The 26,071-nt window shown below is 44.4% G+C and carries 26 protein-coding genes and 1 pseudogene; 20 read left to right on the top strand and 7 right to left on the bottom strand.

Features of this window, described 5'->3' with window-relative positions; all coding sequences use genetic code 11:
* Nucleotides 1–12 precede the first annotated feature (12 nt).
* The gene (locus tag AC6R0R_RS01335; RefSeq protein ID WP_500625419.1) at nt 13–897 is read left to right on the top strand and encodes a hypothetical protein; all 885 of its coding nucleotides are present in this window, start codon (nt 13–15) and stop codon (nt 895–897) included.
* 25 nt (nt 898–922) lie between these two features.
* Here AC6R0R_RS01335 and AC6R0R_RS01330 read toward each other — a convergent pair whose 3' ends face one another.
* Nucleotides 923–1,837: a WaaS/CpsH family glycosyltransferase gene (locus tag AC6R0R_RS01330; RefSeq protein ID WP_500625418.1), complete on the bottom strand. Its 915-nt coding sequence runs from the start codon at nt 1,835–1,837 to the stop codon at nt 923–925.
* Nucleotides 1,838–1,848: 11 nt separating this feature from the next.
* Nucleotides 1,849–2,571 (bottom strand): 3-deoxy-D-manno-octulosonic acid kinase, encoded by a 723-nt coding sequence (locus tag AC6R0R_RS01325; protein WP_500625417.1) that lies wholly within the window; start codon nt 2,569–2,571, stop codon nt 1,849–1,851.
* A 70-nt stretch (nt 2,572–2,641) separates the two neighbouring features.
* Between AC6R0R_RS01325 and AC6R0R_RS01320 the strand changes: the two genes are divergently transcribed.
* Genes AC6R0R_RS01320 through AC6R0R_RS01305 form a run of 4 tightly spaced genes read left to right on the top strand, consistent with a single transcriptional unit; the run spans nt 2,642 to nt 6,282 of the window.
* Nucleotides 2,642–3,736, top strand: coding sequence for a glycosyltransferase family 9 protein (locus AC6R0R_RS01320; RefSeq protein ID WP_500625416.1), 1,095 nt, complete (start codon nt 2,642–2,644; stop codon nt 3,734–3,736).
* 1 nt (nt 3,737) lies between these two features.
* On the top strand, nt 3,738–4,814 hold the full coding sequence (locus AC6R0R_RS01315) for a glycosyltransferase family 9 protein (RefSeq protein WP_500625415.1): 1,077 nt from the start codon (nt 3,738–3,740) through the stop codon (nt 4,812–4,814).
* Between the two features lie 8 nt (nt 4,815–4,822).
* A complete protein-coding gene (coaD, locus tag AC6R0R_RS01310; protein WP_500625414.1) occupies nt 4,823–5,311 on the top strand; it encodes a pantetheine-phosphate adenylyltransferase in 489 nt (162 codons plus the stop codon).
* Nucleotides 5,311–6,282 (top strand): glycosyltransferase, encoded by a 972-nt coding sequence (locus tag AC6R0R_RS01305; protein ID WP_500625413.1) that lies wholly within the window; start codon nt 5,311–5,313, stop codon nt 6,280–6,282. Before coaD ends, AC6R0R_RS01305 begins: the two co-directional genes overlap by 1 nt.
* Nucleotides 6,283–6,367: 85 nt before the next feature.
* Here AC6R0R_RS01305 and lpxM read toward each other — a convergent pair whose 3' ends face one another.
* The 5 genes from lpxM to AC6R0R_RS01280 all read right to left on the bottom strand — a co-directional run bounded on the left by lpxM (nt 6,368) and on the right by AC6R0R_RS01280 (nt 9,816).
* The gene (gene lpxM, locus AC6R0R_RS01300) at nt 6,368–7,324 is read right to left on the bottom strand and encodes a lauroyl-Kdo(2)-lipid IV(A) myristoyltransferase (protein WP_500625412.1); all 957 of its coding nucleotides are present in this window, start codon (nt 7,322–7,324) and stop codon (nt 6,368–6,370) included.
* Between the two features lie 95 nt (nt 7,325–7,419).
* Nucleotides 7,420–8,361 carry an ADP-glyceromanno-heptose 6-epimerase gene (rfaD, locus tag AC6R0R_RS01295; protein WP_500625411.1) on the bottom strand — a complete coding sequence of 314 codons (942 nt, stop codon included), beginning with the start codon at nt 8,359–8,361 and terminating at the stop codon, nt 7,420–7,422.
* A 246-nt stretch (nt 8,362–8,607) separates the two neighbouring features.
* A complete protein-coding gene (locus tag AC6R0R_RS01290; RefSeq protein WP_500625410.1) occupies nt 8,608–8,949 on the bottom strand; it encodes a hypothetical protein in 342 nt (113 codons plus the stop codon).
* Nucleotides 8,946–9,446 (bottom strand): N-acetylmuramoyl-L-alanine amidase, encoded by a 501-nt coding sequence (locus tag AC6R0R_RS01285; protein ID WP_500625409.1) that lies wholly within the window; start codon nt 9,444–9,446, stop codon nt 8,946–8,948. Before AC6R0R_RS01285 ends, AC6R0R_RS01290 begins: the two co-directional genes overlap by 4 nt.
* Before the next feature lie 46 nt (nt 9,447–9,492).
* The gene (locus AC6R0R_RS01280) at nt 9,493–9,816 is read right to left on the bottom strand and encodes a hypothetical protein (RefSeq protein ID WP_500625408.1); all 324 of its coding nucleotides are present in this window, start codon (nt 9,814–9,816) and stop codon (nt 9,493–9,495) included.
* Between the two features lie 278 nt (nt 9,817–10,094).
* On the opposite strand from AC6R0R_RS01280, the pseudogene AC6R0R_RS01275 reads away from it, so the two are divergent.
* From AC6R0R_RS01275 to AC6R0R_RS01205, 15 genes and pseudogenes are all read left to right on the top strand, one after another.
* Nucleotides 10,095–10,379, top strand: a pseudogene (locus tag AC6R0R_RS01275) (helix-turn-helix domain-containing protein); the annotation flags it as partial.
* 257 nt (nt 10,380–10,636) lie between these two features.
* Nucleotides 10,637–10,954 carry a hypothetical protein gene (locus AC6R0R_RS01270; protein WP_500625407.1) on the top strand — a complete coding sequence of 106 codons (318 nt, stop codon included), beginning with the start codon at nt 10,637–10,639 and terminating at the stop codon, nt 10,952–10,954.
* 393 nt (nt 10,955–11,347) lie between these two features.
* Nucleotides 11,348–12,412 carry a dTDP-glucose 4,6-dehydratase gene (gene rffG / locus AC6R0R_RS01265; RefSeq protein WP_500625406.1) on the top strand — a complete coding sequence of 355 codons (1,065 nt, stop codon included), beginning with the start codon at nt 11,348–11,350 and terminating at the stop codon, nt 12,410–12,412.
* Nucleotides 12,413–12,415: 3 nt separating this feature from the next.
* Nucleotides 12,416–13,285, top strand: a complete 870-nt coding sequence (rfbA, locus tag AC6R0R_RS01260; protein ID WP_500625405.1) for a glucose-1-phosphate thymidylyltransferase RfbA — start codon at nt 12,416–12,418, stop codon at nt 13,283–13,285.
* Between the two features lie 9 nt (nt 13,286–13,294).
* Nucleotides 13,295–14,167 (top strand): dTDP-4-dehydrorhamnose reductase, encoded by an 873-nt coding sequence (gene rfbD / locus AC6R0R_RS01255; protein WP_500625404.1) that lies wholly within the window; start codon nt 13,295–13,297, stop codon nt 14,165–14,167.
* 7 nt (nt 14,168–14,174) lie between these two features.
* Nucleotides 14,175–14,729, top strand: coding sequence for a dTDP-4-dehydrorhamnose 3,5-epimerase (gene rfbC, locus AC6R0R_RS01250; RefSeq protein ID WP_500625403.1), 555 nt, complete (start codon nt 14,175–14,177; stop codon nt 14,727–14,729).
* A gap of 33 nt (nt 14,730–14,762) precedes the next feature.
* Nucleotides 14,763–15,593 (top strand): ABC transporter permease, encoded by an 831-nt coding sequence (locus AC6R0R_RS01245; RefSeq protein WP_500625402.1) that lies wholly within the window; start codon nt 14,763–14,765, stop codon nt 15,591–15,593.
* Nucleotides 15,583–16,770, top strand: a complete 1,188-nt coding sequence (locus AC6R0R_RS01240; protein ID WP_500625401.1) for an ABC transporter ATP-binding protein — start codon at nt 15,583–15,585, stop codon at nt 16,768–16,770. The genes AC6R0R_RS01245 and AC6R0R_RS01240 overlap by 11 nt, the downstream gene beginning before the upstream one ends.
* Complete coding sequence (locus AC6R0R_RS01235; RefSeq protein ID WP_500625400.1) at nt 16,767–19,655, top strand: glycosyltransferase; 2,889 nt, start codon at nt 16,767–16,769, stop codon at nt 19,653–19,655. The genes AC6R0R_RS01240 and AC6R0R_RS01235 overlap by 4 nt, the downstream gene beginning before the upstream one ends.
* Nucleotides 19,656–19,673: 18 nt before the next feature.
* Nucleotides 19,674–21,110 (top strand): UbiA family prenyltransferase, encoded by a 1,437-nt coding sequence (locus AC6R0R_RS01230; RefSeq protein WP_500625399.1) that lies wholly within the window; start codon nt 19,674–19,676, stop codon nt 21,108–21,110.
* Nucleotides 21,107–22,414 (top strand): FAD-binding protein, encoded by a 1,308-nt coding sequence (locus tag AC6R0R_RS01225; protein ID WP_500625398.1) that lies wholly within the window; start codon nt 21,107–21,109, stop codon nt 22,412–22,414. The genes AC6R0R_RS01230 and AC6R0R_RS01225 overlap by 4 nt, the downstream gene beginning before the upstream one ends.
* Nucleotides 22,411–23,151, top strand: coding sequence for an SDR family oxidoreductase (locus tag AC6R0R_RS01220; RefSeq protein ID WP_500625397.1), 741 nt, complete (start codon nt 22,411–22,413; stop codon nt 23,149–23,151). Before AC6R0R_RS01225 ends, AC6R0R_RS01220 begins: the two co-directional genes overlap by 4 nt.
* Nucleotides 23,152–23,159: 8 nt before the next feature.
* The gene (locus AC6R0R_RS01215) at nt 23,160–24,767 is read left to right on the top strand and encodes a hypothetical protein (protein ID WP_500625396.1); all 1,608 of its coding nucleotides are present in this window, start codon (nt 23,160–23,162) and stop codon (nt 24,765–24,767) included.
* A gap of 23 nt (nt 24,768–24,790) precedes the next feature.
* A complete protein-coding gene (locus tag AC6R0R_RS01210) occupies nt 24,791–25,720 on the top strand; it encodes an NAD-dependent epimerase/dehydratase family protein (protein ID WP_500625395.1) in 930 nt (309 codons plus the stop codon).
* Nucleotides 25,721–26,071: FAD-dependent oxidoreductase (locus AC6R0R_RS01205; RefSeq protein ID WP_500625394.1), on the top strand; the 351-nt coding region annotated here is incomplete at its 3' end.

Below are 26,071 nucleotides of genomic sequence, written 5' to 3'. Positions count from 1 at the left end.
GTGGAGGGTAATATGGTATCCAAGAGTTATTTAGTTTACGTCGTCTACGGCAATGACCCTACATACTACCTCGGGGCTCGCTTTGGTATATTGTCGTTTTTATCGCAGTGGCAGGGGGATGCTTCCACGCGCCCTGAAGTTGTGGTGTTGGCAGAGCAAACAGATCACTTTAATGGAATGCCAATCAAGGTTTTTGGTATTTCTCCTCAGCAAAAATTAGAGTGGAGCTTGAATAATCAGTATCACTTCCGGATCAAAAACCGAGGTCTTCGATTCTTGGCTGATGCATTATCACTTGGCGTGGAAGATAAACTGGTTTTTTTAGATGCAGACACCTATTTTAAGCAGTCAACTAATATCTATTTTGACACGATAACGGCCAAGTGTTCCTTGATGTATTTTCCCGAAGTGAACATCAATAGCCTTCCAGACTCAAACGAGTATGGACAGATCAAAGGGCGCGCTTTTAAGCTCAAGAGTGGAGAAACCTATACGGTGACACCAGAGTCAACCATGTGGGCATCTGCAGTGATTGGGGTCACAGGTAAGCAGGTCGAGAGTTTAGATTGTGCTGATGACATTATGCTTGCGTTACGTGACGCGGGTTGTCATGCACATACTCTAGAGCAGTTTGCTCTGTCAGAAGCATTGAGACAACAAACAGAGCTTATTCCCGCGAAACCTTGGCTTAATCACTACTCTACGAGTGGCCGAAAAGATTGGGGCCGCAAAGTACTAGAAAGATTTTTTACTTGTCACGGCGACAAGCCATTTGAAGAACAGGTTAAGCTCGCTCAATCGGTTAGCTTTACCCGCCCTTTTATTGAGGTTATTCGTGGGCACATTTATAAGAAAAAGAAAAAAATACGCAAATTACTAGGATTAAAGGAAGAGTAATAGGATTACGTGATATAGTCTAATATTAACTAGATTTTCTTTTTTGTGATCTTCCGATTGAATATATCTCTTTGGGTAAATTAATTAACTGTTCGTAGGTTTTTTCCACTTTATATGCTTCGGTATTGCATTGTGATTTTTTCAATGGGGTGTTCAAGAATTGAACTACTCCATTTTTAAGGTCTTCTATATCGTTGAAAAGTAGAATATTGTCTGGATGATACAGAGGATGTTTTTTTATCGATGGATTGTTTGTGATAACTTTACGCTGAGCGTGCAGTGCTTCTACTACCCTCATGGTACTTGCGTTTTGTCCATCAATAGTGATTTCTAAAACGGCTTTTGCGTTCAGTAGTTTTTGCAAGTAGTTTTCATAACTTAGCTGTTTTCCGTTGTTAATTATGGAAATATTACAATGAATACCGCAATCTAAGAGAGATGTTTTGATGTCATTTAATAAACTAGCCCTTCCTTTATCCAATCCTACAAAAGAGATATCGTACTCTTGTTTAAGCTCTATGTTTTCAAGTGAATAAAGGCTTGGTGCGGGAAGAGTTATATGGTGAAAGCCATAGTTTAAACAGTCACTTTCATTGAAGCTGTAAACCTCAAATCCGCCTAGTTCATCCAAAAAAGATCCGTTAAAAATGTTTCTAAATGTAATCACCTTTCTAGCATTTACATTTTTAGTCGCTCTTATGTGTTTGATTGAATCCGTAATAAATATACAGTCAATGTTATTAAAGTTTTTTATTTTCTTCTCAATTATTTTCGAGTAAAACCAATGTTGAATTCTTTTGTTGAAAAAAAAGAGATTAGAAATGATACGTTTTGTGAATTTTCTTACTTCAACGTGATGAGTGTCATGAATTTTTGAAAGGCGTTGTATTTCTACTTGTTCGTAGTCTTCTTTATAGCCAAGGAAAACTAAAGTTTTCATATATTGAATACTCATCTATTTTTGTAACCAGTTCGAATTTGAGACCAATTGTCTTCAATCCAATAGATCCCTTTGATTTTCTGTTCTTTCTCAAAAGAGCGCTTCAAACGCGCCATATTATCACCTTTCCAATCATTGCCCGCTTGCTGATAGCACTTATCAAAGTCAATAATCCACACCTTGTTATGCTCATCAATCAAAATGTTGTGGATGTTGAGATCCGTATGATTGATATTGGCATCGTGCATTTTGCGTATTTGCTGACCTATGTGCTGGTAAAGCTCGGGTGACATTTCGTGTTTAGATAGCAGCCCAACCAAATCTTGCGCGTTGGGTATTTGACTGATCAGAATATCGGCACGGTAAGTCCATCCGGAGCGGGTGACTTTCGCTGCAATGGGTTGTGGTACGTTGACTTGGTGTTCGCGCAGCTGATTGAGTAGCATGAGTTCTTGATACGCGCGAGTGTTCTCCCAGCCGGTGAAGTGATACTTATCTTTGACCACTTTTCCCCATAATCCACCACGATAGTAATGGCGAAGCGCATAGGCGCCGTTATCACCTTGAACAAACCAAGTGGTGCCCCTGCCTTTTGCGGAGCCAAGAATACGCCCTTGTTCTTGCCAAAACGAGACGGAAAAGGCCTGTTCAACGGGTTCCGCAAGGCGTTCAGGATCGTACCAATAGTGGGTGCAAGCGGTTTTGGCTCCGCCGATTTGTTTTGTACTAAACATGAATCACTGTCGAGGTTAGGGTAGTCTGTGGCATACTTAGCCACAGAGTATCACAAACGACCCAGAGTTAATGAGCCGCTCGCAACGCTATCAAAAAATATTAGTTATCGCTACACACTGTATCGGCGATAGTCTGCTGATCACCACGTTTACGCGAAGTTTACGCAAGGCATACCCAAATGCGCAAATTGACGTGTTAGTTAATGCCCGCGGCGAGATGGTGTTTGGCACCAATCCCGATGTCGATAATCTGGTCGAGATTCCGCCGAGACCAAGCTTGCGAGATTTCTTTGCCCTTCGCAAGCAGCACGGTCGATACGACTTGGTGGTCAATGAAATGCTCAACGACAGAACCGCCATATACAGTTGGTTTTTTGGCAAGCAGAGAATTGGAGCGGTGGACGAGACGTTGCCTGGCGCATGGCTTAAGAAATGGTTGTTCACTCACTATATTCGTGAAACTCACAACTTTGAGCATAAAATGAGTCGCATGGCGAGAATCCTCGACTTGATTGATGTGGATATTGAGCCTCAGTTAGTTTCTCCTGAAGCGCCATTACCAGAGTCGGTTTCCTCCTGTTTGCCTGAGCAGTATGTGGTTGTTCATGCGCCTTCTTCCAACGAGATAAAACAGTGGCCTGTGCACTATTGGATTAAGACGGTAGAGCAGCTTCTGTCGCATGATTATCATGTGGTGTTGACCGGAGCAGGTGAGCGGGACGAACAGATCGTTGCGCAGATAGTCGAGCAGTTACCAGCGTCTGCTAAATTGATTAATGTGGTAGGGCAACTTTCACTGGCGCAAACGTCTACATTGTTAAAGCGTAGCCAAGGTTTTGTGGGCCCAGACAGTGGCCCAGGGCATATGGCATCTGGCTATCCGATACCGATTGTGTCTATCATCAGCGTGGCTCCAGCCAGCATGTGGTCACCCTGGCCATATCACATGCCCGTGGAACGAGATCGCCACCTTTATCAAAATGGCACGGCAAAACAGACACAAGGTAATGTAACGCTGCTTCAGTCGCAGCGCTCATGTGTGCCGTGTTATAAAAACAAATGCCAAATTAGTGATGATCTCTACTCACCATGTCTAACGGATATTCAGCCTGAACAAGTGGTTGAAGCGGTGTTTGACGCTATCCCGATCAAAGTGGTGAACTAGGATGGCAGTGTCTTCACCCCAATCCATCTGCATTCTGCGCCTCTCCGCCATTGGCGATACCTGCCACGCGCTGGCAATTGTTCAGCAGATTCAACGCACCTACCCCGATTGCCAAATCACTTGGGTAATGGGAAAAATAGAAGCGCAGCTGTTTGGCGATCTCCCCGGTGTGAAGGTGGTGGTCTTTGACAAAAAGCAGGGCTGGCAGGGGATGAGAGCCGTCTGGCACGCCCTTAAAGGGGAGCGTTTTGATTATTTACTCCACATGCAAGTGGCACTAAGGGCTAGTTTACTCTCGGCGGGCATTCGCGCGCGCACCAAAGTCGGGTTTAGTTGGGCAAGAGTGAAAGAAGGGCAGTGGTTATTTACCAATAAAAAATTGTCCGCGACTCACGCCGAGCATGTTTTGGATAACTTTGCTGAGTTTGCGCGCTTTCTTGGCTGCCCAGAAGCGCCGCCTAAGTGGTCAATCCCTGTTAGTGAACAAGATCAATCCATCGTGAAGACGCTTGAGCACCCATACTTGGTGATAAGCCCTGCGGCAAGTAAAGACGACAGAAACTGGCTCGCCGAGCGTTACGCGGAGGTGGCCGACTACGCCCATGCGCAAGGGTTGCATATTGTATTGTGTGGTGCGCCAACCGAGCGAGAAAAAGCGCTGGCGCAGAGCATCACTGACAAGATGTCTGTACCCGTGACTAACCTCGTCGGCCAAACCAACCTAAAGGCGCTTACGGCTGTGTTGGCTCGGGCGCATTGTGTGCTCGCCCCTGACTCTGGCCCAGCCCATATTGCCACGACACAATCGACGCCCGTTATCGGGCTATACGCGCACAGCAACCCTAAGAGAACGGGGCCATACTACAGCCAGCGTTTTGTGGTTTCTGTGTATGAGCAGATTGCGCAGCAGCAATATGGCAAACCAGTTGACGAGCTGCCTTGGGGTAGCCGTGTCAAAGGCAAAGACCTGATGGCGCAAATCTCCGTAGAGGAAGTGAAACGCACTTTGGATGATTTGCTCTCACATTATCCAGTTCAGTTCTCACACATACCCACTCCACCGAAGACAGATAAATAAGGACGATGATGCGTATTGCTGTTTACCCAGGTACATTTGATCCAGTTACGAATGGACATTTTGATTTAATTCAACGCGCCGCCAAGATGTTTGATCACTTGGTGGTGGGCGTTGCCGAAAGCCCGAGCAAAAATACCTTGTTTAGCCTTGATGAGCGAGTCGCGTTGCTCAAAGAAACCTGTCAAGGGGTGTGCAATGTCTCTGTTAAAGGGTTTAGCGGCCTATTAGTGGATTTTGCCACTGAGCAAAGCGCCACTATTTTAGTACGCGGGTTACGTACGACGATGGACTTTGAATATGAGTTTGGCCTAACCACTATGTACCGCCGTTTAAAACCCGGGCTAGAAAGTTTGTTTCTCACCCCTTCTGAAGAGTTTGCGTTTCTCTCCTCGACTCTGGTAAGAGAAGTCGCGATTCATGGCGGAGAGGTACAAGAGTTTGTGCCTGCTTGCGTGCATCAAGCCATTTTGTCGAAAACCAACCAGACCTCCCATTGATGATGAATATCTTAATTTATACCCAAGCGACTTTGCCGGTAAAAAACTATGGCGGCACCGAACGCGTGATCTGGGATCTTGTGTACGCTCTGCACTTGCTCGGCCACAAGGTGACCTTATTGGCCGGTAAAGGCACGCAGTGTGAATGGGCAACGGTGATTGAGTACCAACCGGATCGCCCGGTCGCAGAGCAACTTCCGCAAAACATCGATGTGGTGCATTTTCATAGCCAGCCGGAGCCCGTTCCCTGCCCCTATGTGATCACTCAACATGGCAACTCGTCAGGCCCGATTGACCGCAATACCATTTTTGTTTCCTCGCAACACGCACAAAACCACGGTGCGCAGGCCTTTGTTTACAACGGCTTAAATTGGGACAACTACCTCAAGCCCGACTTGAATGCGAAACGAGAGCGTTTCCATTTCTTGGGTAAGGCCGCGTGGCGAGTGAAGAACGTACAAGGTGCGATTGATATCACTAAGAAGGCGAATCAGTCTCTCGATGTATTAGGTGGGCACCGTTTGAACTTCAAAATGGGGTTTCGCTGCACGCTCGATAGACACGTGCGCTTTTTAGGCATGGTGGATGACACAACAAAATCTCAGATTATGACACGCTCAAAAGGGCTGATTTTCCCCGTCACCTGGCATGAGCCGTTTGGTTTGGCGATCACCGAAAGTTTGTATTTTGGCTGCCCAGTCTTTGCTACGCCTTATGGATCTTTGCCGGAACTGGTTAATGAGCAGGTGGGGGTTTTATCCGCTGATGAGGCCGCGCTGGTTGCGGCGGTGAAAGAGGCTCAGCGCTATCTACCTCACACTTGCCACGAGTACGCGCGCGATCACTTCAACGCCAATGTGATGGCAAAAGCGTACGTGGCGCAGTATGAAAAAGTGGTCAACGGTGCGGTGTTGAACCCAAACCTTGGTGAGATTATTAAAGACTTTAAACGTTTGCCCTACACAAAATAAACAAAAAGGGAGCCATCGTGCTCCCTTGTTTGACTAGATAAAGGTTTATCGCTTGATTTGCTTATGTCTATGAGCAGACGAGCGATTAGTAGCCTACGTACGGATCATTACCATCTCGCTGCGTTTTCAACAGCTTTAAGATCCACATGTATTGCTCTGGTTTTGGCGTGACGAAGGTTTCGACGACTTCATTCATTGCTCGTGCATCTTGAACATCATCACCGGAAAACTCGTCCATCGGCGGCAAGATCTCAATTTCGTATTGGCCCGTTTGGGTATTGTAACTGGCAAACGTTGGGACAATTTTTGCGCGGCTGACTTTCGCGAGCTTGCCAAGGCCAGGCAGCGTGGCTTTCTCTGTAGCAAAAAAATCCACAAACACACTCTGTTCCGGCCCATGGTCTTGATCAGGCAAGTAGTAACCGAGGTAACCGTCTTTTACGGATTTGATAAAGGGTTTAATGCCGCCGCTTCTGTCATACACTCGGCCACCGTATTGAACCCGCTGCTTGTGCATCAGCCAGTCTGTCACCGGATTTTTCTGGCTATTGGCCATCGCCGAGACAGGAAAACCGCGCGAGGCTAACAAAATGGCCGGAATATCAATCGCCCAAGAATGAGGCACCAATAAGATGGCACTTTGCCCGTCTTGCTGAAGCTGCTCTAAGTGCTCTAATCCTTTAATGACTGAGTGCTTTTCTAACCACTGTTTACTGCGCAGTGAGATAGCCGCAAACCCAAGTAGAAACGTCCCTGCAGTAAGTAAGCACTCATGCAGTATGGCTTCTCGCTCTGCCTCCGAGCGCTCAGGAAAACACAACGCCAAATTAATTCGCGCTTTTTGGACCGACCCTTTGCGCTTCTTCACCATTTTATCGGCAATAACTCGCGCAATCGCCACTCTCGCCCTATTCGGCAGCAGCGCAATCGGCAACCCAACCAATAACCCAAGCCAAAGCCCCCAATATTTAGGCGCAAGAAACGCTCGGCGAAACGTCGGATTATACGCCTTAGGATCAAAATCGTTTCGAATTGAACTCATAAATACCCGATACTCTTCCAGGAACTAGGAACTAGGAACTAGGAACTAGGAACTAGGAACTAGGCTCTCACCCATTACCCACAACCCATTACCCGTTACTTATTCACCAACCCCATATACTCCGCGACTCCTTCCGCCACCGTCTTAAACGCATGCTCACAGCCCGCTGCGCGCAGTTTTGTTAGATCCGCTTGAGTGTACTCTTGGTACGCGCCTTTTAAATGTTCTGGGAACGGAATCGTCTCAATCTCGCCTTTGCCGTGGTACTTGATCACGGCTTTCGCCACCTCTTCAAACGATTCCGCATTACCCGTACCAAGGTTAAAAATCCCTGATACGCCATGCTCAAAGAACCACAAGTTCACGGCCGCCACATCACCAACGTAGACGAAATCACGCTTGAAGTGCTCGCTACCGGCGAACAGTTTCGGATTTTCGCCTGCGTTCATCTGGTTGTTAAGGTGGAACGCGACAGAGGCCATCGAGCCTTTGTGCTGCTCACGTGGGCCGTAGACGTTAAAGTAACGGAATCCGGTCACTTGAGAGAGCGTCTCGCCGTGTGCTTTGGCATCTTCCCACACGCGTCTTACGTAGTTATCAAACTGCTGTTTGGAGTAGCCGTACACATTGAGTGCGCCTTCGTACTCTTTCTCTTCAATAAAGGTGTCGGTCTCACCGTAGGTGGCGGCTGAGGAGGCATAAAGGAACGGGATCTCTCTATCTAGGCAGTAGTGCAGCAGCTCTTTGGAGTACTCGTAGTTGTTGAGCATCATGTACTTGCCATCCCACTCGGTAGTCGCAGAGCACGCGCCCTCATGGAAAATGGCTTCAATCGGGCCAAAGTTCTCACCTGCCATGATCTGGACAAGGAAGTCGTCTCTATCCATGTAATCAGCAATATCCAGATCCACTAAGTTCTGAAACTTTTTGCCGTTCTTCAGGTTATCGACCACCAAAATATCGTTAATACCTTGCTCATTCAGCGCCTTGACAATATTACTGCCAATCATGCCCGCGCCACCCGTTACGATGATCATACGTTTGTTTACCTCAGCCTAGAAATTGTTCGTTATGGGCGAAGTATATCAGGTACTGGGGATAAGTTCCTAGAACCTAGTTCCTAGAGGGGCAGGGGGGATTGCGTCAAACAGGGTAAAGCCCCAGAGCGCTGCTTGAACGATAGACAAATCCACTTTTACGCATCCAATTCTAGGAACTAGGCACTTGTTTTCCACTAGGAACTAACCTCTAGGAACTAGGAACTTCTTTTCCACTAGGAACTTTTAAGAACTCTTCTTAACCACCCCTCCCGTCAAATACAACCCAATCGCCGCTAAAACCGGGTACCCGAACGCCTCATTGATCATCTCGCTGATGGGTTGCCACTCAAACCCGTGCATACAGCCGATCACTACCATCGAATGGAGCAACACATAAGGGATGGTAAACAGCAGCACAATATAACGTTGAACCAATTTAAACGGTTCAAACGCTTTGAGCAGGGCGAGTTTGTGCTTGGCTTTCTCTTCGTTGGTGAAAAACATCGCATCTCCTGTGTCGGTTAGGGCTTCTAGGCTTTTATCGATAAACGACGGGCTACCAAAAATACGGCTCCAAAGGCTCATAGGGTCTCCTTGTTAGTTTGTTTAACCACAGAAACGGATTGGACAGGGTGAAGCACCATTACCGGGCAGGCTTTGTTGGCAAAGGCGTGGTGCGGTTTGACCTGCTCATCGCTAATGTCATGTGCTTGCTGCAGCCGCTCGATTAACGCAAACAGCGCTTTGCGCTGGGCGAGGGTGAAGTTGTCTTGCGCGCCGCCTCGCTCATCACACCCGCCCACCACACAAATGCCAATATTGCCGCGGTTGTGGCCACGCACATGGGCGCCGATGTGTGACAGCGGGCGGCCTGTCTCGACTTTTCCAGCACGCGTGATCACAAAGTGATAGCCAATATCTCGCCATCCTTTTGCTCGGTGCCAAGCGCGTATGGTGCTGGCGCCAATGTCTTGCTCGGCACGAGTCGCGCTGCAATGCACGGTGATTGTGTTTAGGGGGCAGTGTGGATTATGTGCAGGGGTGACGGGTAGTGAGGTGTGGTTTGTTGAAGTTGGGGGCATCGGTTTTCCTCATGATGGTGGTGGGTAATGGGTAATGGGTTATGGGTTATGGGTGTTCGGTGTAGAGGGTGGTGAGCGTGTTGATAAAGGCGTTCATGGCGCGCTCGAGCGTTGGCAACGCCTCGCCGGATTGCTTGGCAAGGTTTGTCAAATTACAGCCTTTTACCCACATGAAGTAGGTGAGCTCATAGCCTAGTGGCTCTGCGCGTTGGGCCTGGGCAATTAGGGCGATAAACCCCTCACGGCTGATGGGGCTGTGCGGGTAAGTCGAAATAGGGAAGTAGATCTCCTCTAGGGTTGGGTCAAAGGGGGAATACACGTAGCAGAGGCGACGAATCGCCCATTCACTGCATTGGTGACACACAGGCATAGCAACTCCCTTCTCAATCAGGAGGCGACACTCTACGCGACCTTTCGCCATTAGGGTTGGTGAAATTCTGGTGATTTATACAGCCTGCTAGATCAAGGCCAAAAATGCGAGCGTGTACAAAATTAGATGCATATCCAATGAGCCAAAGCATGACCAGGCGTGAAGCGGCTTGCAACCTCACCAACTCGCGCGGCATTTCTGCCGTATGGCCAACCCTAATCAATAAGAGGCTGTTTTGTTTGTTGTTTACATTCCAATAACAAAACCGAGGAGCGCCCATGAGCCACACCCTAGTCGCCACCCTGATGAAAGCCAAAACCGGATCGCCTATCAGCAAATTGATCTTACTTAAGCTGGCCGATAACGCCGATGTGCATGGCCGCTGCTTTCCCTCTTACCAGTATTTAGCGCTCTATTGCGAAGTCTCGCTGCGCACAGTGAAAGAGCACATCAAACGGCTAGAGGAGCAAGGCTTTATCGAACTGGTGCACCGCTTTGATAAACGCGGCCGCCAGCGCAGTAACTTGTACCAGCTCTACACGCCTGCCCATTTGCACGTTGAACTAGACGGCACGTGCACCGGAGAGGAAGCAAAGTCTTCACCCCCACCCCGTGCAGCAACTGCACCGAGAATCTCTCAGTTAAAGAGTAATAAAGAGGGTTATAGGCAGGCAGCGCCACCCCTGCGCGCTGTGGATAAGTTAGTCCGCGAGTATCACGCCAAAGGGCAAACTCACCCGTTTGAAGAGCGCATTCAAGGTTTGATCAAAGCGCGTAAGCGCAGCCGTGCGGAGGAGCAAAAGAAAGGGGAGGAAGCATCATGAAAGACTTGTTATCACTCACCGAGCAAAAACACATTTTAAGCCTGTACATCACCCGGGCCAGCGGCAGACCGAGAGAATTGCTTGAGGTGTTGTTGGGCGCTTACCCCAAGCCAATGAGTTGCCGCGAGCTTAAGCTCGCGCTTCACATGACCGGCGGCCATGCACTGCCCTCTGCGGTGCGAAATGCGGAGATCTTTATTGATGTGATTAAGCGTTATGATAGCACCGAGAAAACAACCTATTACCAACTCGATGATCAGTGTGTGCAGCGCTTTGCATTCAACCAGATGATGGACAGTGTAATGAAAATGTAGGAGTGTAATGGTGCAATCAATCGTTGCTAGTTTATCCCCTGCTTGAAATGGTGTACTATCCGAAGCAGATTTATGCCGTGCGCGCTTGTGTATTACCGATCTTTTGAATGGAGTTTTAAAGGATACTTAGGTGTACAGTCATAGCGCGCCAGCGGATGTAGTGCGGTTGTGCAAAATAAAAATAAAAAAAAAGGGCTATTGGGGCCAGTAAGTAAAAACAATCAAAACCAAGCCTTTACAAAGCCTCTCGAAAAAACAACCGTCTCAATTTGGCTAAAAACCGTCTCAGGCAAGAAAGAATACTGAGATGGAATAATGATAGAATTACAAACGAAAGCGCGAATTCGTCATGGGTTTGCGCTTTTTTAAGGAAAAATAAAAGAGAAAATCAGTATGAAAATCCTCGTCACTGGCGGTGCCGGATTCATCGGCTCAGCAGTCGTTCGTCACATCATTAACGATACCACGGACAGCGTCGTTAACCTAGATTCCTTGACCTATGCTGGAAACCTTGAGTCACTCACCTCAGTGGCCAATCATGAGCGTTACGCGTTTGAGCAGGTCGACATTTGCAACCGCGCAGAGCTCGATCGCGTGTTTGCCGAGCATCAACCGGATGCGGTCATGCACCTTGCCGCCGAGTCGCATGTCGACCGTTCTATCGATGGACCCGCTGCGTTTATTGAGACCAACATTGTTGGTACCTACACCCTACTTGAAGCCGCCAGACACTACTGGAATCAACTCGAAGAGACCGGCAAAAAGGCGTTTCGATTCCACCACATCTCGACCGATGAAGTTTACGGCGATTTGGAAGGTACCGATGACCTCTTTACGGAAACGACCTCATACGAGCCGTCAAGCCCATACTCTGCATCAAAAGCGTCCAGCGACCACTTAGTGCGAGCTTGGTTAAGAACCTATGGGTTACCGACCATCGTCACCAACTGTTCAAACAACTACGGCCCGTTCCATTTCCCTGAAAAACTCATTCCGCTCATGATCCTCAATGCCCTCGATGGCAAGGCCCTGCCAGTCTACGGTGACGGCATGCAAATCCGTGATTGGTTGTTTGTGGAAGATCACGCTCGCGCTCTGTACAAAGTCGTGACAGAAGGGGAAGTGGGCGAGACATACAACATCGGTGGACACAACGAAAAAGCCAATATCGACGTCGTCAAAACCATTTGTTCGCTACTGGAAGAATTGGTGCCGAATAAACCTCAAGGGGTTGAGGCTTACCAAGACTTGATCACGTACGTGAAAGACCGCCCAGGGCACGATGTCCGCTACGCGATCGATGCGAGCAAGATTGAGCGAGAGCTTGGTTGGACACCGCAAGAGACCTTTGAGTCAGGCATTCGCAAAACCGTCGAGTGGTACCTAAATAACAAAACGTGGTGGAGCCGCGTTCTTGATGGCTCTTACAGTCTAGAACGTTTAGGGGAAGGGGAGTAAACGATGAAAGGTATTGTACTCGCGGGTGGCTCAGGCACCCGTCTATACCCACTGACCCGTGGTGTGTCTAAGCAGCTGTTGCCTATCTACGATAAGCCAATGGTGTTTTACCCCATCTCAACGTTAATGTTGGCGGGCATCAAAGACATCCTCATCATCACAACTCCAGAAGACAATGAAGGCTTCAAGCGTCTACTCGGTGATGGCAGTGATTTTGGCATCAACCTTGAGTATGCAATTCAACCTAGCCCAGACGGTCTGGCACAAGCGTTTATTATCGGCGAGGAGTTCATTGGCGATGACAGCGTGTGCTTAGTGCTCGGGGACAACATCTTCTATGGTCAGTCGTTCAGTAAAACGTTGAAAAATGCCGCGTCACGAGAAAGCGGCGCGACTGTGTTTGGCTACCAGGTGAAAGACCCTGAACGCTTTGGCGTCGTCGAGTTTGATGAAGAGATGAAAGCGGTCTCGATCGAAGAAAAACCCGCAAAGCCGAAATCAAACTATGCCGTCACCGGCTTGTACTTCTATGACAACCGAGTGGTTGAATTTGCAAAGCAAGTGAAACCGTCGGACAGGGGTGAACTTGAAATCACCTCCATCAATGAGATGTACCTCAACGACGGCTCTCTCAATGTTGAACTGCTCGGTCGTGGTTTTGCTTGGCTTGATACCGGCACCCACGAAAGCTTGCACGAGGCGTCCTCATTTGTTCAAACCATTGAGCATGTTCAAGGTTTGAAAGTCGCGTGTCTGGAAGAGATTGCTTTTCGTCAAGGCTGGTTGTCTAAAACAGACATAGAGCGACTTGCGAAACCCATGCTAAAAAATGAGTATGGCCGCTATTTGATGTCCTTGGTTAAAGAATTGTAGGGGGCTAGGATGAAAATACTCATTACTGGATGCAATGGACAAGTCGGCTTCTGTTTGGTCAAACAGCTGGAAGGCAAAGCAGAAGTATTAGCGGTTGACAAAGAGCAGCTCGATATCACCGATCAAGCCGCTGTATTCTCAGTTGTGTCAGAGTTTGTGCCGGACTATATCATCAATGCAGCGGCACATACCGCCGTGGATAAAGCGGAAGAAGAAGTGGATCTCTCCTTTGCGATTAATCGTGATGGACCCATGTATCTCGCCGAGGCAGCGGAAAGTTGCGGTGCGGTGATGCTGCATATCTCGACAGATTACGTGTTCGACGGTACCGGTGAGGCGCCTTATCAAGAGAATGATACGGTCGGTCCACAAGGGGTGTACGGGCAAAGCAAACTGGCGGGTGAGCAGGCAGTGGCGAAGGCGTGTGCAGAGCATCTGATTTTGCGTACCGCATGGGTGTTTGGTGAGCACGGCAACAACTTTGTCAAAACCATGTTGAGGCTAGGCCAAGATCGCGACGCGCTCAGTATTGTTGGCGATCAAATCGGTGGGCCAACGTACGCCGGTGACATCGCAAGTGCATTGATCACGATGATTGATTACATCGAGAAAGAAGGCGAGCCGAAGTGGGGTGTCTACCATTTCTCTGGCATGCCGTACGCGAGTTGGTATGAGTTCGCAGAGCAGATTTTTGCAGCGGCCAAGAATAAATCGGTGTTAGCTCAAACCCCGAATCTGTCTTCTATTCCCACCTCCGCCTACCCGACGCCAGCGAAACGTCCAGCCAACTCACGTCTCGATTGCGAAAAGATACATCAGCAGTTTGGCATCAAGCCGAGTGATTGGCAGGCATCCCTAGACAATATTCAAGCTTATAAGTAGTCATTTTATGAACGTTATTGAAACCAATATCCCAGATGTGAAAATTATTGAACCTGCCGTCTTTGGCGATGAACGCGGCTTTTTCATGGAAACTTGGCAACAAAAAAAATTCGAAGAGCTTGTAACAGGCAAGCCGACGCAATTTGTTCAAGATAATCACTCGAAGTCTAAGCAAGGTATCTTGCGCGGGCTTCACTACCAAATGGAAAGTACGCAAGGTAAGTTGGTGCGCGTGGTTGCCGGTGAAGTGTTTGACGTTGCTGTGGACTTGAGAAAGTCCTCACCAACATTTGGTCAATGGGTTGGAGTATTGCTCTCCGCGGAGAACAAACGCCAACTTTGGGTCCCAGAAGGCTTTGCTCATGGTTTTTATGTGACCAGTGAAGAGGCCGAGTTCGTTTACAAATGTACGAACTATTATGACCCTAGTTCAGAAGTTTCGATTAAATGGGATGATGCAACGCTCGCTATCAACTGGCCGCTCGTTAATGCGAATGCCCCTGAACTGTCCGCTAAAGATGAACAGGGATACTCGTTCTTAGACGCCCCTCACTTTGATTAATCGCCGAATGAATAAGAAGTAGTTGTATACAATATGAAAGAAACCTCTATTCATTCTTGGTCTTTGTCATCTTTATTAAAGAGCACATGGAATCACAAAGACCTTATCCTCAAAATGACTCATAGAGAAATTATTGGTCGCTATCGTGGCTCAATTATGGGGCTCGCTTGGTCCTTTCTCAATCCACTCTTGATGCTTACTGTTTACACGTTTGTATTCTCAGTTGTTTTCAATGCGAAGTGGGGGGCCAATATGGACGGTGGGCGCGGCGAATTCGCAGTGATTCTGTTTGCGGGTATGATCGTATTCAATATTTTTTCAGAGTGCGTCAATCGCGCGCCAACGTTAATGATCGCCAACACAAACTATGTAAAAAAAGTTGTATTTCCATTGGAGGTTATACCTTGGGTTGCTTTAGGTAATGCCCTGTTTCATGCTTTTATTAGTGTAGGCATTTTGCTTATTGCCCAATGGGTAGTCATGGGTAATATCCCACCTACAGCTCTTGCGCTACCTATTATTCTTGTTCCATTCATTGCGGGGTTAATGGGATTATGTTGGATGCTTGCAGCAGTAGGAGTATACATGAGGGATCTAGCCCAAATGATGGGACTAGCAACGACCGTATTGATGTTTACCTCACCCCTCTTTTTTCCCCTGTCGGCGCTACCGGCTTCACTTCAACCATATTTAGCCCTTAACCCGCTAGCCTATTTTATAGAACAAACGAGAAGTGTATTAATATTTGGTGAGCTACCAGTGTTGGAGAACTATATTTTGGCTTGTATCTTGAGCTTAGTAGTATTCATTCTCGGTTTTGGCTTTTTCCAAAAAACTCGAAAGGGCTTTGCTGATGTCTTGTAACCAGGTTGCGATAGAAGTAAGAAATCTTACTAAATCATACCAGCTTTATGCCAAACCGATTGACCGCTTGCGTCAGATGTTTAGCTCGAAGAAAAAAACATACTACAAAGAGTTTACCGCGCTAAACAATATTTCTTTCTCGCTTGAAAAAGGCGACTGTGTTGGAGTCCTTGGTCATAACGGTGCTGGAAAATCAACACTGTTGCAACTGATCACCGGGACTTTGACCCCGACTTCAGGTGATATCATTAAGAAGGGGCGAGTTGCAGCGTTGTTGGAGCTGGGAGCAGGTTTCAATCCTGAATTCACAGGAAAAGAGAACGTGTACATGAACGCGTCGATTTTAGGATTGAATAAACGAGAAATCGACGAAAAGTACGAGGATATTCTGAAATTCGCTGACATCGGTGATTTCATAGGTCGACCAGTAAAAACTTACTCATCAGGTATGTACGTAAGGCTAGCTTTTTCAGTAGCCGTGCATACTGATCCTGACATTTTGATTATTGATGAGGCTCTTGCAGTAGGAGACATACGCTTCCAAATGAAGTGTATTAAACACATGGAAAAATTGAAGCAAGAAGGCACTACGATTCTTTTTGTTACTCATTCTCCTGAGCAAGTACAGCGGTTCTGTAATAAGGCTCTATGGTTAGATAAAGGAGAGGTTAAAAACTTTAGTGACTCATCCTTGGTGTGTGACCAATATAGAAGCTTTATGAGCCAAACTTCTGATGAGCATGCTTCAGATAGCTCTACGAAGCTAACCTCTACATATTCTCCGGCGAAAATATTATCTACTACGTTAAATAAAAAAACATTTAAACCTCTTGAACAATTAACGCTGGTAATTGAATATGAAGTTTTAGATGACGAGGTTTCAGATCTCCTTGTAGGGGCTGCGATTTACTCAGAAAAAAGGGAGTTCATCTTTGGTCCAAATACATACTTGGAAAATGTTGAAATTCCTAATGAAAAAGGAAAGCATCAGTTAGTATATAATATTCCTAAGCTAACACTCCTTCCCGGAGGATTCGTTATAGATGTGGGTATATTCACTGATAAAGGCCTTGTTACCATTGATTACCGCTCCGATATAGAAGATTTTAAAGTGGAATCTGATTATTTCTGTGAAGGGGTCTTTTATATTGAACATGAATGGGAAGTTTCCAAATGAGTATTTTAAATTCTCCGTTTGATCAGTTTCAAAGATATTATACTGTTAAGAAATTAATATCAAAAATAACAAATAATGAAAAAGTAAAAGTTCTAGAAGTTGGTGCAAACGCTCATTGCAATTTGAGGGAGTTTTTGCCTCATGCAGATATAACGTTCACAGACATAGAAGATCAAGCAGTACCAGATGATGTAAAGTTTATCAGGGCAGATGCTACCAATTTGCCTTTTGATAATGAAGAGTTTGATTTTGTTGTTTCTACCGATGTCTTAGAACATGTACCGTCGGATCTAAGAAGCAAATTTATTACTGAGTGTTATAGAGTATCTAAAAAGGCTTTCATTCTTGCTTGTCCGATTGACAATGGTTTTACTCCGAAAGCAGAACAACTTGTTAATGAAACATACAAGAAGTTGTGTGGTACGGATTTTCGCTGGTTGCAAGAACATATTGAACAAGGTTTACCTACGGTTGAGTTCATAAATAAAGTAATTGAATCGAATTCGATAAAATTCACTCGTTTCGAACATGGAAGATTGGATTGGTGGGAATCTTTGATGAAAATGCATTTTATCAAAGAGGCTGAATCGGACTATACATTACCATGCAATCAGATGGATGAATACTATAACCGATTCCTGTATGAAAAAGACTTTGGTGAGATATGTTACCGATCATTCTGGGTTTTAGGTATTGATACTTTAGCCGACGATTTATTTAGTGGGCATACTCCTATAGATGAAAAAACATCACTACTACTGAATGAATACAAAAACATCTGCATTGCTACTGAAAATGTTTGTTTTAGAAGTAGACAAGAAAAGAAAGAAATAGAGCGCACACTGTCAAAGCAACTAGAAGATTGTAAGAAAGAATTGTCTGATCGCGACAACGAACTCAGTGAATTAAGGGTTTTTACTCACACGATCATCAACTCTACAAGTTGGAAAATTACCAAGCCAATTAGATTCATAAAAAGAATAGTGTCTCTGTTAATCAAGAGCGCCAGATTTTTATATAATAATCCTTCATCTATTAAGTCAACATATAGAAAATCCTACGATTTATACAAAGCTGTCGGCTTGAAAGAGTTCATTTCTATCGTTAATAATAAATTGTCTCTAGTAAATGGTTCTGCTAATTCTACTATAGGTTCAGAAGGTTTCGATAGAAATGATTACGATGAATGGATTAGACGATATGATACAAGAACTGAATCTGATATAAGCAACATGCTTGACAGAATAGATGGATTCAGAAAAAAACCTTGCATCTCTATTGTTATGCCCACATATAAACCGAATCCACTTTGGCTGAAAGAAGCAATAGAGTCCGTGAGGCAACAAGTCTACGATAATTGGGAACTGTGTATTGCTGATGATTACTCCAATGATCCGAAGATATCTCAAATACTGGAAAGCTACTCGAAACTCGACAATAGAATAAAGGTTGTATTTCGTGAAGAGAATGGACATATTTCCAGAGCCTCGAATGACGCACTATCTCTATGTAATGGCGAGTGGATAGCTCTTTTAGACCATGACGATCTTTTAGCTAATAACGCGCTGTATGAGGTTGTTAAACAAATTAATAATAACCCAGACTCCGGGCTCATATACTCTGATGAGGACAAGGTAGATGAGCACGGTAATCGAAAGTCTCCCTATTTTAAGCCAGATTGGAATAGAGAATTACTTTACTCACACAACGTGATTTGCCACTTAGGTGTATATAGAAAGGATTTAATAGAAGCTATAGGTGGTTTTAGAGTTGGGTATGAAGGAGCACAAGATTTAGATTTAGCATTGAGAGTTGTAGAACTATTAGATGACTCACAGATAGTACATATTCCAAAAGTTATTTACCATTGGCGAATACACTCAGGTAGTACAGCAAGCACAAGTGATGACGCTAAACCTTATGCTATGATAGCTGGAGAACGTGCACTAAATGATCATTTTAAAAGGATCGGAAGTACTGCACGTTCAGAACTGACAGGTTCCGGATTTAGAACACATTATTCTTTAGGAGACACTGAGCCCCTAGTTAGCATAATTGTACCCACAAGGAATGGTTACTCGTTCACTAAACAGTGTATTGATTCCATTTTGAGTAAAACATCATATACAAACTATGAGATTTTACTTGTGGACAATGGCTCAGACGATACTCAGGTGCTTGAATACTTTGAACAATTAAAAAGCAGCGATAAAATAAAAGTAATTCGCGATGACGGAGAGTTTAATTATTCGAGGATCAATAATGAAGCGGTGGAAAAAGCTGATGGAGAATATGTCGTTTTACTTAATAATGATGTAGAAGTAATAACGCCCAACTGGCTGTATGAGATGGTCACTAATGTTATCAGAGACGATGTAGGTATTGTGGGAGCGAAGTTATTGTACCCAGATAATACAGTGCAACATTCTGGTGTTATCCTCGGTATAGGTGGCTGGGCAGGACACGCCCATAAAGGGTTACATACCAATCTGCCAGGATACTCGGGTCGCAACATATTAGCGTCAGAGTTCTCGGCTGTAACTGCAGCATGTTTGATCATTGAAAAAGCACTATTCGAAAAAGTTGGTGGTTTGAATCAGGTCGATCTGAAAGTAGCTTGTAATGACGTGGATCTGTGCTTAAAGGTATCAGAAGCCGGGTACCGTATCGTGTGGACACCTTATGCTGTGTTGTACCACCACGAGTCAAAAACGAGAGGATATGAAGATACGCCCGAGAAAGTTGCTCGTTTTGAAAGTGAGCTTTCATATATGAAAGACAGATGGGGCAAGATCTTGGAGAATGATCCGCATTATAGCCCTAACCTTACAGTTCATCATGAAGACTTTAGCCTAGCATGGCCACCAAGAGTCGATAGGTTTTAGAAGAGATTTGGGTTTCATATGAGTATTGATAAAGATAGCAATATCCCGTTAGTAGTGGATTTAGATGGGACGCTAATTAAGTCAGACGTATTGGTAGAGACTTTGTTGAAGTATATTAAGATTAATCTACTCAATATATTTAGTTTCATTTCCTTTCTAATGAAAGGAAAAAGTGTCGTAAAGCATAAAATTTCAGAATGTGTCGATATTGATGTGAAGGTGCTTCCTTATAATCAACAAGTTATAGACTTTATTAATGAAGAGTCAGAAAAAGGAAGAGAAATAGTACTTGCTACAGCAACTAACATTAAATATGCTCAAGAAATTGCTGATCATATCGGTGTTATAGATAAAGTAATAGCAAGTGACTATAATCTAAACTTAGCATCTGAAAATAAAGCTCGAGAGCTTGTTTCTAGGTACGGAGAGTTCGGTTTTGATTACATGGGTAACTCCAAGGCCGATCTCAAAGTATGGAAAAAATCCAGAAACGCGATTGTGGTAAACCCTGACAGAGGGGTTTTAAGCAAAGCGAAGCTACAAAATAACGTAAACACGGTTATAGAAAACAGACCTCCTTTCGTCAAAACCCTGTTGAAAGCTCTTCGCATTCACCAATACGCAAAAAATGCATTGATTTTTGTTCCACTTGCTGCGTCTCATCAGCTATTTGATCTCGAAAATATCACAACAGCATTTGTAGCTTTCTGGATGTTCAGTTTTTGTGCTTCCACAGTATATCTTCTAAATGATCTTTTAGATTTAGAAGACGACAGACATCACAAAACTAAGTGTCGAAGACCGTTCGCAAGCGGTGACTTGGATGTACGCTTTGGTGTCATTTTATGTCCGGCAATTCTGAGTGTTGTTGTTGTTATGTCGCTGCTGATACTTCCTATGAAGTTTATGGGTGTTCTTGCTATCTATTATCTCGCAACGCTTCTTTATTCTTTCAAATTAAAACGTATGGTAATGGTTGACGTGATAACGTTGGCGACTCTCTACACGATTAGAATTATTGCAGGTTCCGCAGCACTTGGATTAAGTTTGTCGTTTTGGCTATTGGCCTTTTCTATGTTCATTTTCTTGAGCCTTGCACTTGTGAAGCGATACGCTGAGCTCGAAGAGTTGAAGCTTTCGGGAAAAAATGAAGCAAGAGGACGTGGTTATCATCCCTCAGATCTTGAGTTACTTTCTTCGTTGGGAGCGTCGTCAGGATATCTTTCTGTTCTGATTCTAGCTTTGTATATCAACGACCCGCAGACAGCAGCGTTGTATAGCGAACCTATGTACATTTGGCTTGCTTGTCCTCTGCTACTTTATTGGATAAGTCGCACATGGATGATTACACATCGCGGGGGAATGCATGATGACCCTGTGGTTTTCGCTTTGAAGGATCGCGTAAGCCAAGTTGTTGGCGGTCTGTTCATTCTTGTATTTGGGTTAGCCATATGAAAAATGTTAAATCTTGGGGTCGTTACCCAAACTATCCACAAGAAGTTAAAAATATAAACTGGATGGATGAGCTATCAAGAATAGATACTGATGAGCTCGAGTCGTATCTTCCCTTTGGTAATGGCCGCAGCTATGGTGATAGCTGTCTAGCCTCTACTGGGTTTGCAGTTGGATCTCGGCCTTTAAATCGCTTTATCTCTGTAGATTGGAACTCTGGTGTAATTAGAGCTGAATCCGGAGTGTTGTTAGCAGAGATTTTAGACCTAGCCGTTCCTAGAGGGTGGTTCCTCACTTCTACTCCTGGCACCAAGCTTATTACCTTGGGTGGCGCAACGGCCAACGATGTGCACGGAAAGAATCATCATGTAGCGGGTACGTTCGGAAAGCATGTGCGTAAATTTGCTTTGTGGAGAACGGATATGGGGCTGGTTGAGTGTTCACCGACAGAAAATAGCGACCTATACCATGCGACGATTGCTGGATTAGGTCTTACAGGTGTTATTTTGTGGGTTGAGATACAGCTGAGACCAATAGCAACAAGTCTGATTGATAGTCAGAATATTAAGTTTAGCAACCTCGATGAGTTTTTTGATATCTCTCGAGAGATAGATAAGAACTTCGATTATACAGTGGCATGGGTAGACTGCGTATCCACAGGACCAAAGCTGGGGCGCGGTATATACATGGTGGGCAATCATGCGAAAAAAGGCACCTTAGAGCTCCCGAAGAAGAGTAATCTAATTGTTCCAATAGACTTACCAATCTCTATGGTCAATTCGTTGACTCTTAAAGCGTTTAATACACTTTACTATGCAAAGCAGGTGAGAAAAAATGTCACCAAAACTATCAGTTATGAACCTTTTTTCTACCCACTGGATGCGATTATGGAATGGAATCGCATCTATGGTAAGTCAGGCTTTCAACAATATCAGTGTGTTCTACCAGAAGATAATGCTCAAGAGGCAATGAAAGAGATATTAACCCGTATTTCAAATAAGAAAATGGGGTCATTCCTTGCCGTATTGAAAAGGTGCGGTGACATCGAATCCCCTGGTTTACTCTCATTTCCAATGAAAGGTGCAACTCTAGCGTTGGATTTCCCCCAAATTGAAGGTAGAACTGACAGCCTATTTGACGAACTAGATACCATCGTAATGGAAGCTGGCGGTCGTTTATACCCAGCAAAAGACGCACACATGAGCTCAGATTTCTTCCAAGCTGCGTACCCAGAGTGGGAAAAGCTTGAAGCAATTCGTGATCCTAAAATAATGTCAAGGTTCTGGCAAAGAGTGACGGAAAAATGAAAAATATACTAGTAATAGGTGCAACTTCAGCGATGGCAAGTGAAGTCGCAAAAAAATATGCACAGGACAATAACAGACTCTTTCTAGTGGCACGAGATGTAAATAAGCTTAGATCGGTTGAAAATGATTTACGATCAAGAGGTGCCGATAAAGTAGAGAGCTTTGTATTAGATATTAACGATATTTCACAGCACGATCAGATGTTGACTAGTGCATATGATAGCTTGGGCAAACTAGATATTGTCCTGATTGCACATGGCACCTTACCAGATCAAAGGCAGTGTGAGCAGGACGTGAAGACAATGCTTTCAGAGTTCAATACGAACGCCATCAGTACAATTGCACTACTTACTGAGATATCCAACAGACTGGAAAATCAAAAAACAGGTGTGATTGCTGTTATAACTTCTGTTGCTGGCGATAGAGGACGTCCATCCAATTATGTATATGGTGCGGCTAAAGCATCTGTGAGTACATTTTTAAGTGGATTAAGGGCCAGAATGTACAAAAACGGAGTTCACGTTTTGGACATTAAACCTGGTTTCGTTTCTACTCCTATGACTTATGAATTGGAATTGCCGAAGATTTTAGTAGTCGAACCAGAATACGTTGCAAATAATATAGTTGATGCAATCGAAAAGAAAAAAGACAGGATTTATACTCCATTCTTTTGGAAGTATATTCTCCTAATAATAAGGTTGATACCAAATTTTATTTTCAAAAAGTTATCCATGTAGGAGCAGCGGTGAGTTCTTACCAATCAAAAGCCAAAGTTATTTCTCAGCTGATATTACTGTCTCTGTTTGTTTTGTTTGTAAATTTCTTCAGGACTCAGGATGCTTTCACAAATCCTCAGTTTTGGGCAGAAGATGCGACAGTGTTCTATACTCAGTCAGTAGAACTTGGTTTTCAGTCTGTCGTAACTCCATATGCGGGGTATTTACATACAATACAGAGGGTATTTTCCAGTGTATTTAATGAGGTAAACGTTCCGTTAAAGTTCATGCCTCTTCTGTATAACGTCACATCGTGGTTTGTTATATCTTTCTCAGTCTGCTTAATCAGTTCATTACCTTTTAATCTTAGCAAATTAACTAAGATTTCAATTGCATTTGCGCTTGTTCTAGCTCCAGTAGGCAGTGAGATATTTTCTAACCTAACTAATATTCAATGGGTGACGGCAGTTTTATTGACCTGTCTATTTCTCGTGAAGGATTTTAGTTCGTACAAAAAGAGCTCTCGATTAGCGATCTACTTGCTCATTTTTTTTCTTGGATTAACTGGACCGTTCGTAATATTGTTATTACCTCTGATATTTCTCAGGTTGTATTATTATAAAGACTTGTCAAGAAACAAGACAGTATACCTTGTTTGGCTGTTTGCATTTGTTGTACAAGGTACGCTGATAGCGACAACGCCTCGAGGGTTGAGCCAAGGTTCGATTTCTTTAGAGTTGGATAAGTGGACTGAGGCTTTGTTTGGGAACCTTATGGGGGGGTATTTTATAGCCCTAGGAAATACGACATCCTTAGTAATGTTTCTATCCGTTTCTATCTTTTCTCTTTTTAGGGTTTTTAGTTCACGAATGAAATCAGATGTGGACTTTTATATATTGGCGTTGTTGGGGATGTGCTTTGCATTTGGCTTTGCAGGTTTATATTCCCATAAGCATGACCCGCAAATTTTAACCTCTTACGGATCGGGCCAGAGATATTTTTACATTCCGTACGTATTGTTTAATATGTTGCTCTTCGTGATTTTTTTTAATGGCGAGAGAAAGGAAAGAATATTCTTTGGTTTTTTGATAGGCGTGTCATTATATTCTTTCTACGAGGTTGCTCCTCGTTCTAAATATCATGATTTAAATTGGCGTGCTTACTCGGAATACAGTGGAAGAGTCGAGGGTCTTAAGGTTCCGATTAATCCTGTGGTTCCTGGTTGGTACTTGTACCCAGAGATTGATAGTTCGATTGAGAAGATCGAGAATAAGCGTACGCTCCCAGAATCAAGTTTCAAGTTTGAAAATGTTAAGGTATTTAATGGCTATGGAGAGCCTCTAGTTGTTGAGCATGACTCTAGAATATTTTTTGAATCCATCCCATGTAGTACAGATTATGTACTTTATGAATTAGTCGCTAACACTCGAAGTGCACATGAAACGGTTCAGTTATTCTTCAGTGATAACGAAAATATGAGTGAGGAATCTAGTATTCGCTTGCCTGTGATCCAAGGAGAAGGAATTTATCACTTCGCTATTTCAAGTGGCAGCCGATATTTAAGGTTAGACCCTATTGTTGGGGCTGGTGAAGTTACGATTCATAGTGTTAACGCATATTGTGTTGCTCAAAATTAGAACATTTAAAGAGATTATCAAACATGAAAATAGTATTACCCGGAGGGGCGGGACTAGTAGGTCAGAACTTAATCGTAAGATTGAAAGAGAAAGGATTTCATAACTTAGTTGTGCTTGACAAGCATCGAGCAAACATTGAAGTTCTCAAGGGTATGCATCCTGATATACACGTTGAATATGCAGATTTAGCAGTGCCTGGCAGTTGGAATGAGCACTTCGAAGATGCCGACTGTGTTGTAATGTTACAAGCTCAAATCGGTGCTAAAGAAACCGAGCTGTTTGTTCGCAACAATATCACTTCAACACGTCACATTCTTGATGCCATAAAACACTATAAAGTGCCGCATACCGTACATATTAGTTCCTCGGTGGTTAAGTCTGTAGCCGATGACGATTATACAAATACTAAGAAAGAGCAAGAAGAGTTAGTGCTTGCTAGTGGTATTGATTGTGTTGTGCTGAGACCTACGCTGATGTTTGGTTGGTTTGATCGCAAACACCTGGGTTGGCTTTCTCGCTTTATGCAAAAAGTTCCGGTCTTCCCTATCCCAGGCCATGGGCGTTACATGCGCCAACCTCTTTATGTCGGTGACTTTGCGAACATCATTATTAGCTGTATTGAACACAAGCGTGTTGGTGGCATATTCAACATTAGCGGCCTTGAGCAAGTCGACTATATCGACATTATTCGTAGTATCAAACGTGCGATTAAAGCCAAAACCCTGATTCTCAAGATACCTTTCACTCTTTTTTCTGTACTGTTAAAGATCTGGGCCGTGTTTGACAAGAACCCACCATTCACTGCCGATCAACTTGATGCTCTTGTTGCATGCGATGAGTTCGAAGTTATCGATTGGGAAGGTGAGTTTGGCGTTGTTGCGACTCGTTTTGACGATGCCGTTGATGAAACATTCTGTCACCCTACATATAGCAAGATTGAACTGGAATTTTAGATGAAAAGTAAAAAAGTAGCAGTTTTGGGAGCAGGGCCAATGGGCTTAGCCGTTGCTTATCAGTTGGTAAAAAATGGTCATGAGGTTACTGTTTTCGAAGCCGATGATCGCGTTGGTGGTATGACGGCGTCTTTTGATTTTGGTGGTCTAAACATTGAGCGTTATTACCACTTTATATGTGCAAACGACCAACCTCATTTTGACATGATTTCAGAGATGGGCTTGGATGATAAGCTGAAGTGGACGAAAACGAAAATGGGCTATTACTACCAAGGAGAGCTATATCCTTGGGGGAATCCGATTGCACTTCTAAAGTTTCCAAAGTTGAGCTTGGTGTCTAAAATTCGCTAC

It is taken from the genome of Vibrio sp. R12-SW3-ISO1 (assembly GCF_059834005.1).
The sequence above is the reverse complement of the archived record's forward strand: the minus strand, read 5'-3'. Positions and strand labels throughout refer to the sequence as shown.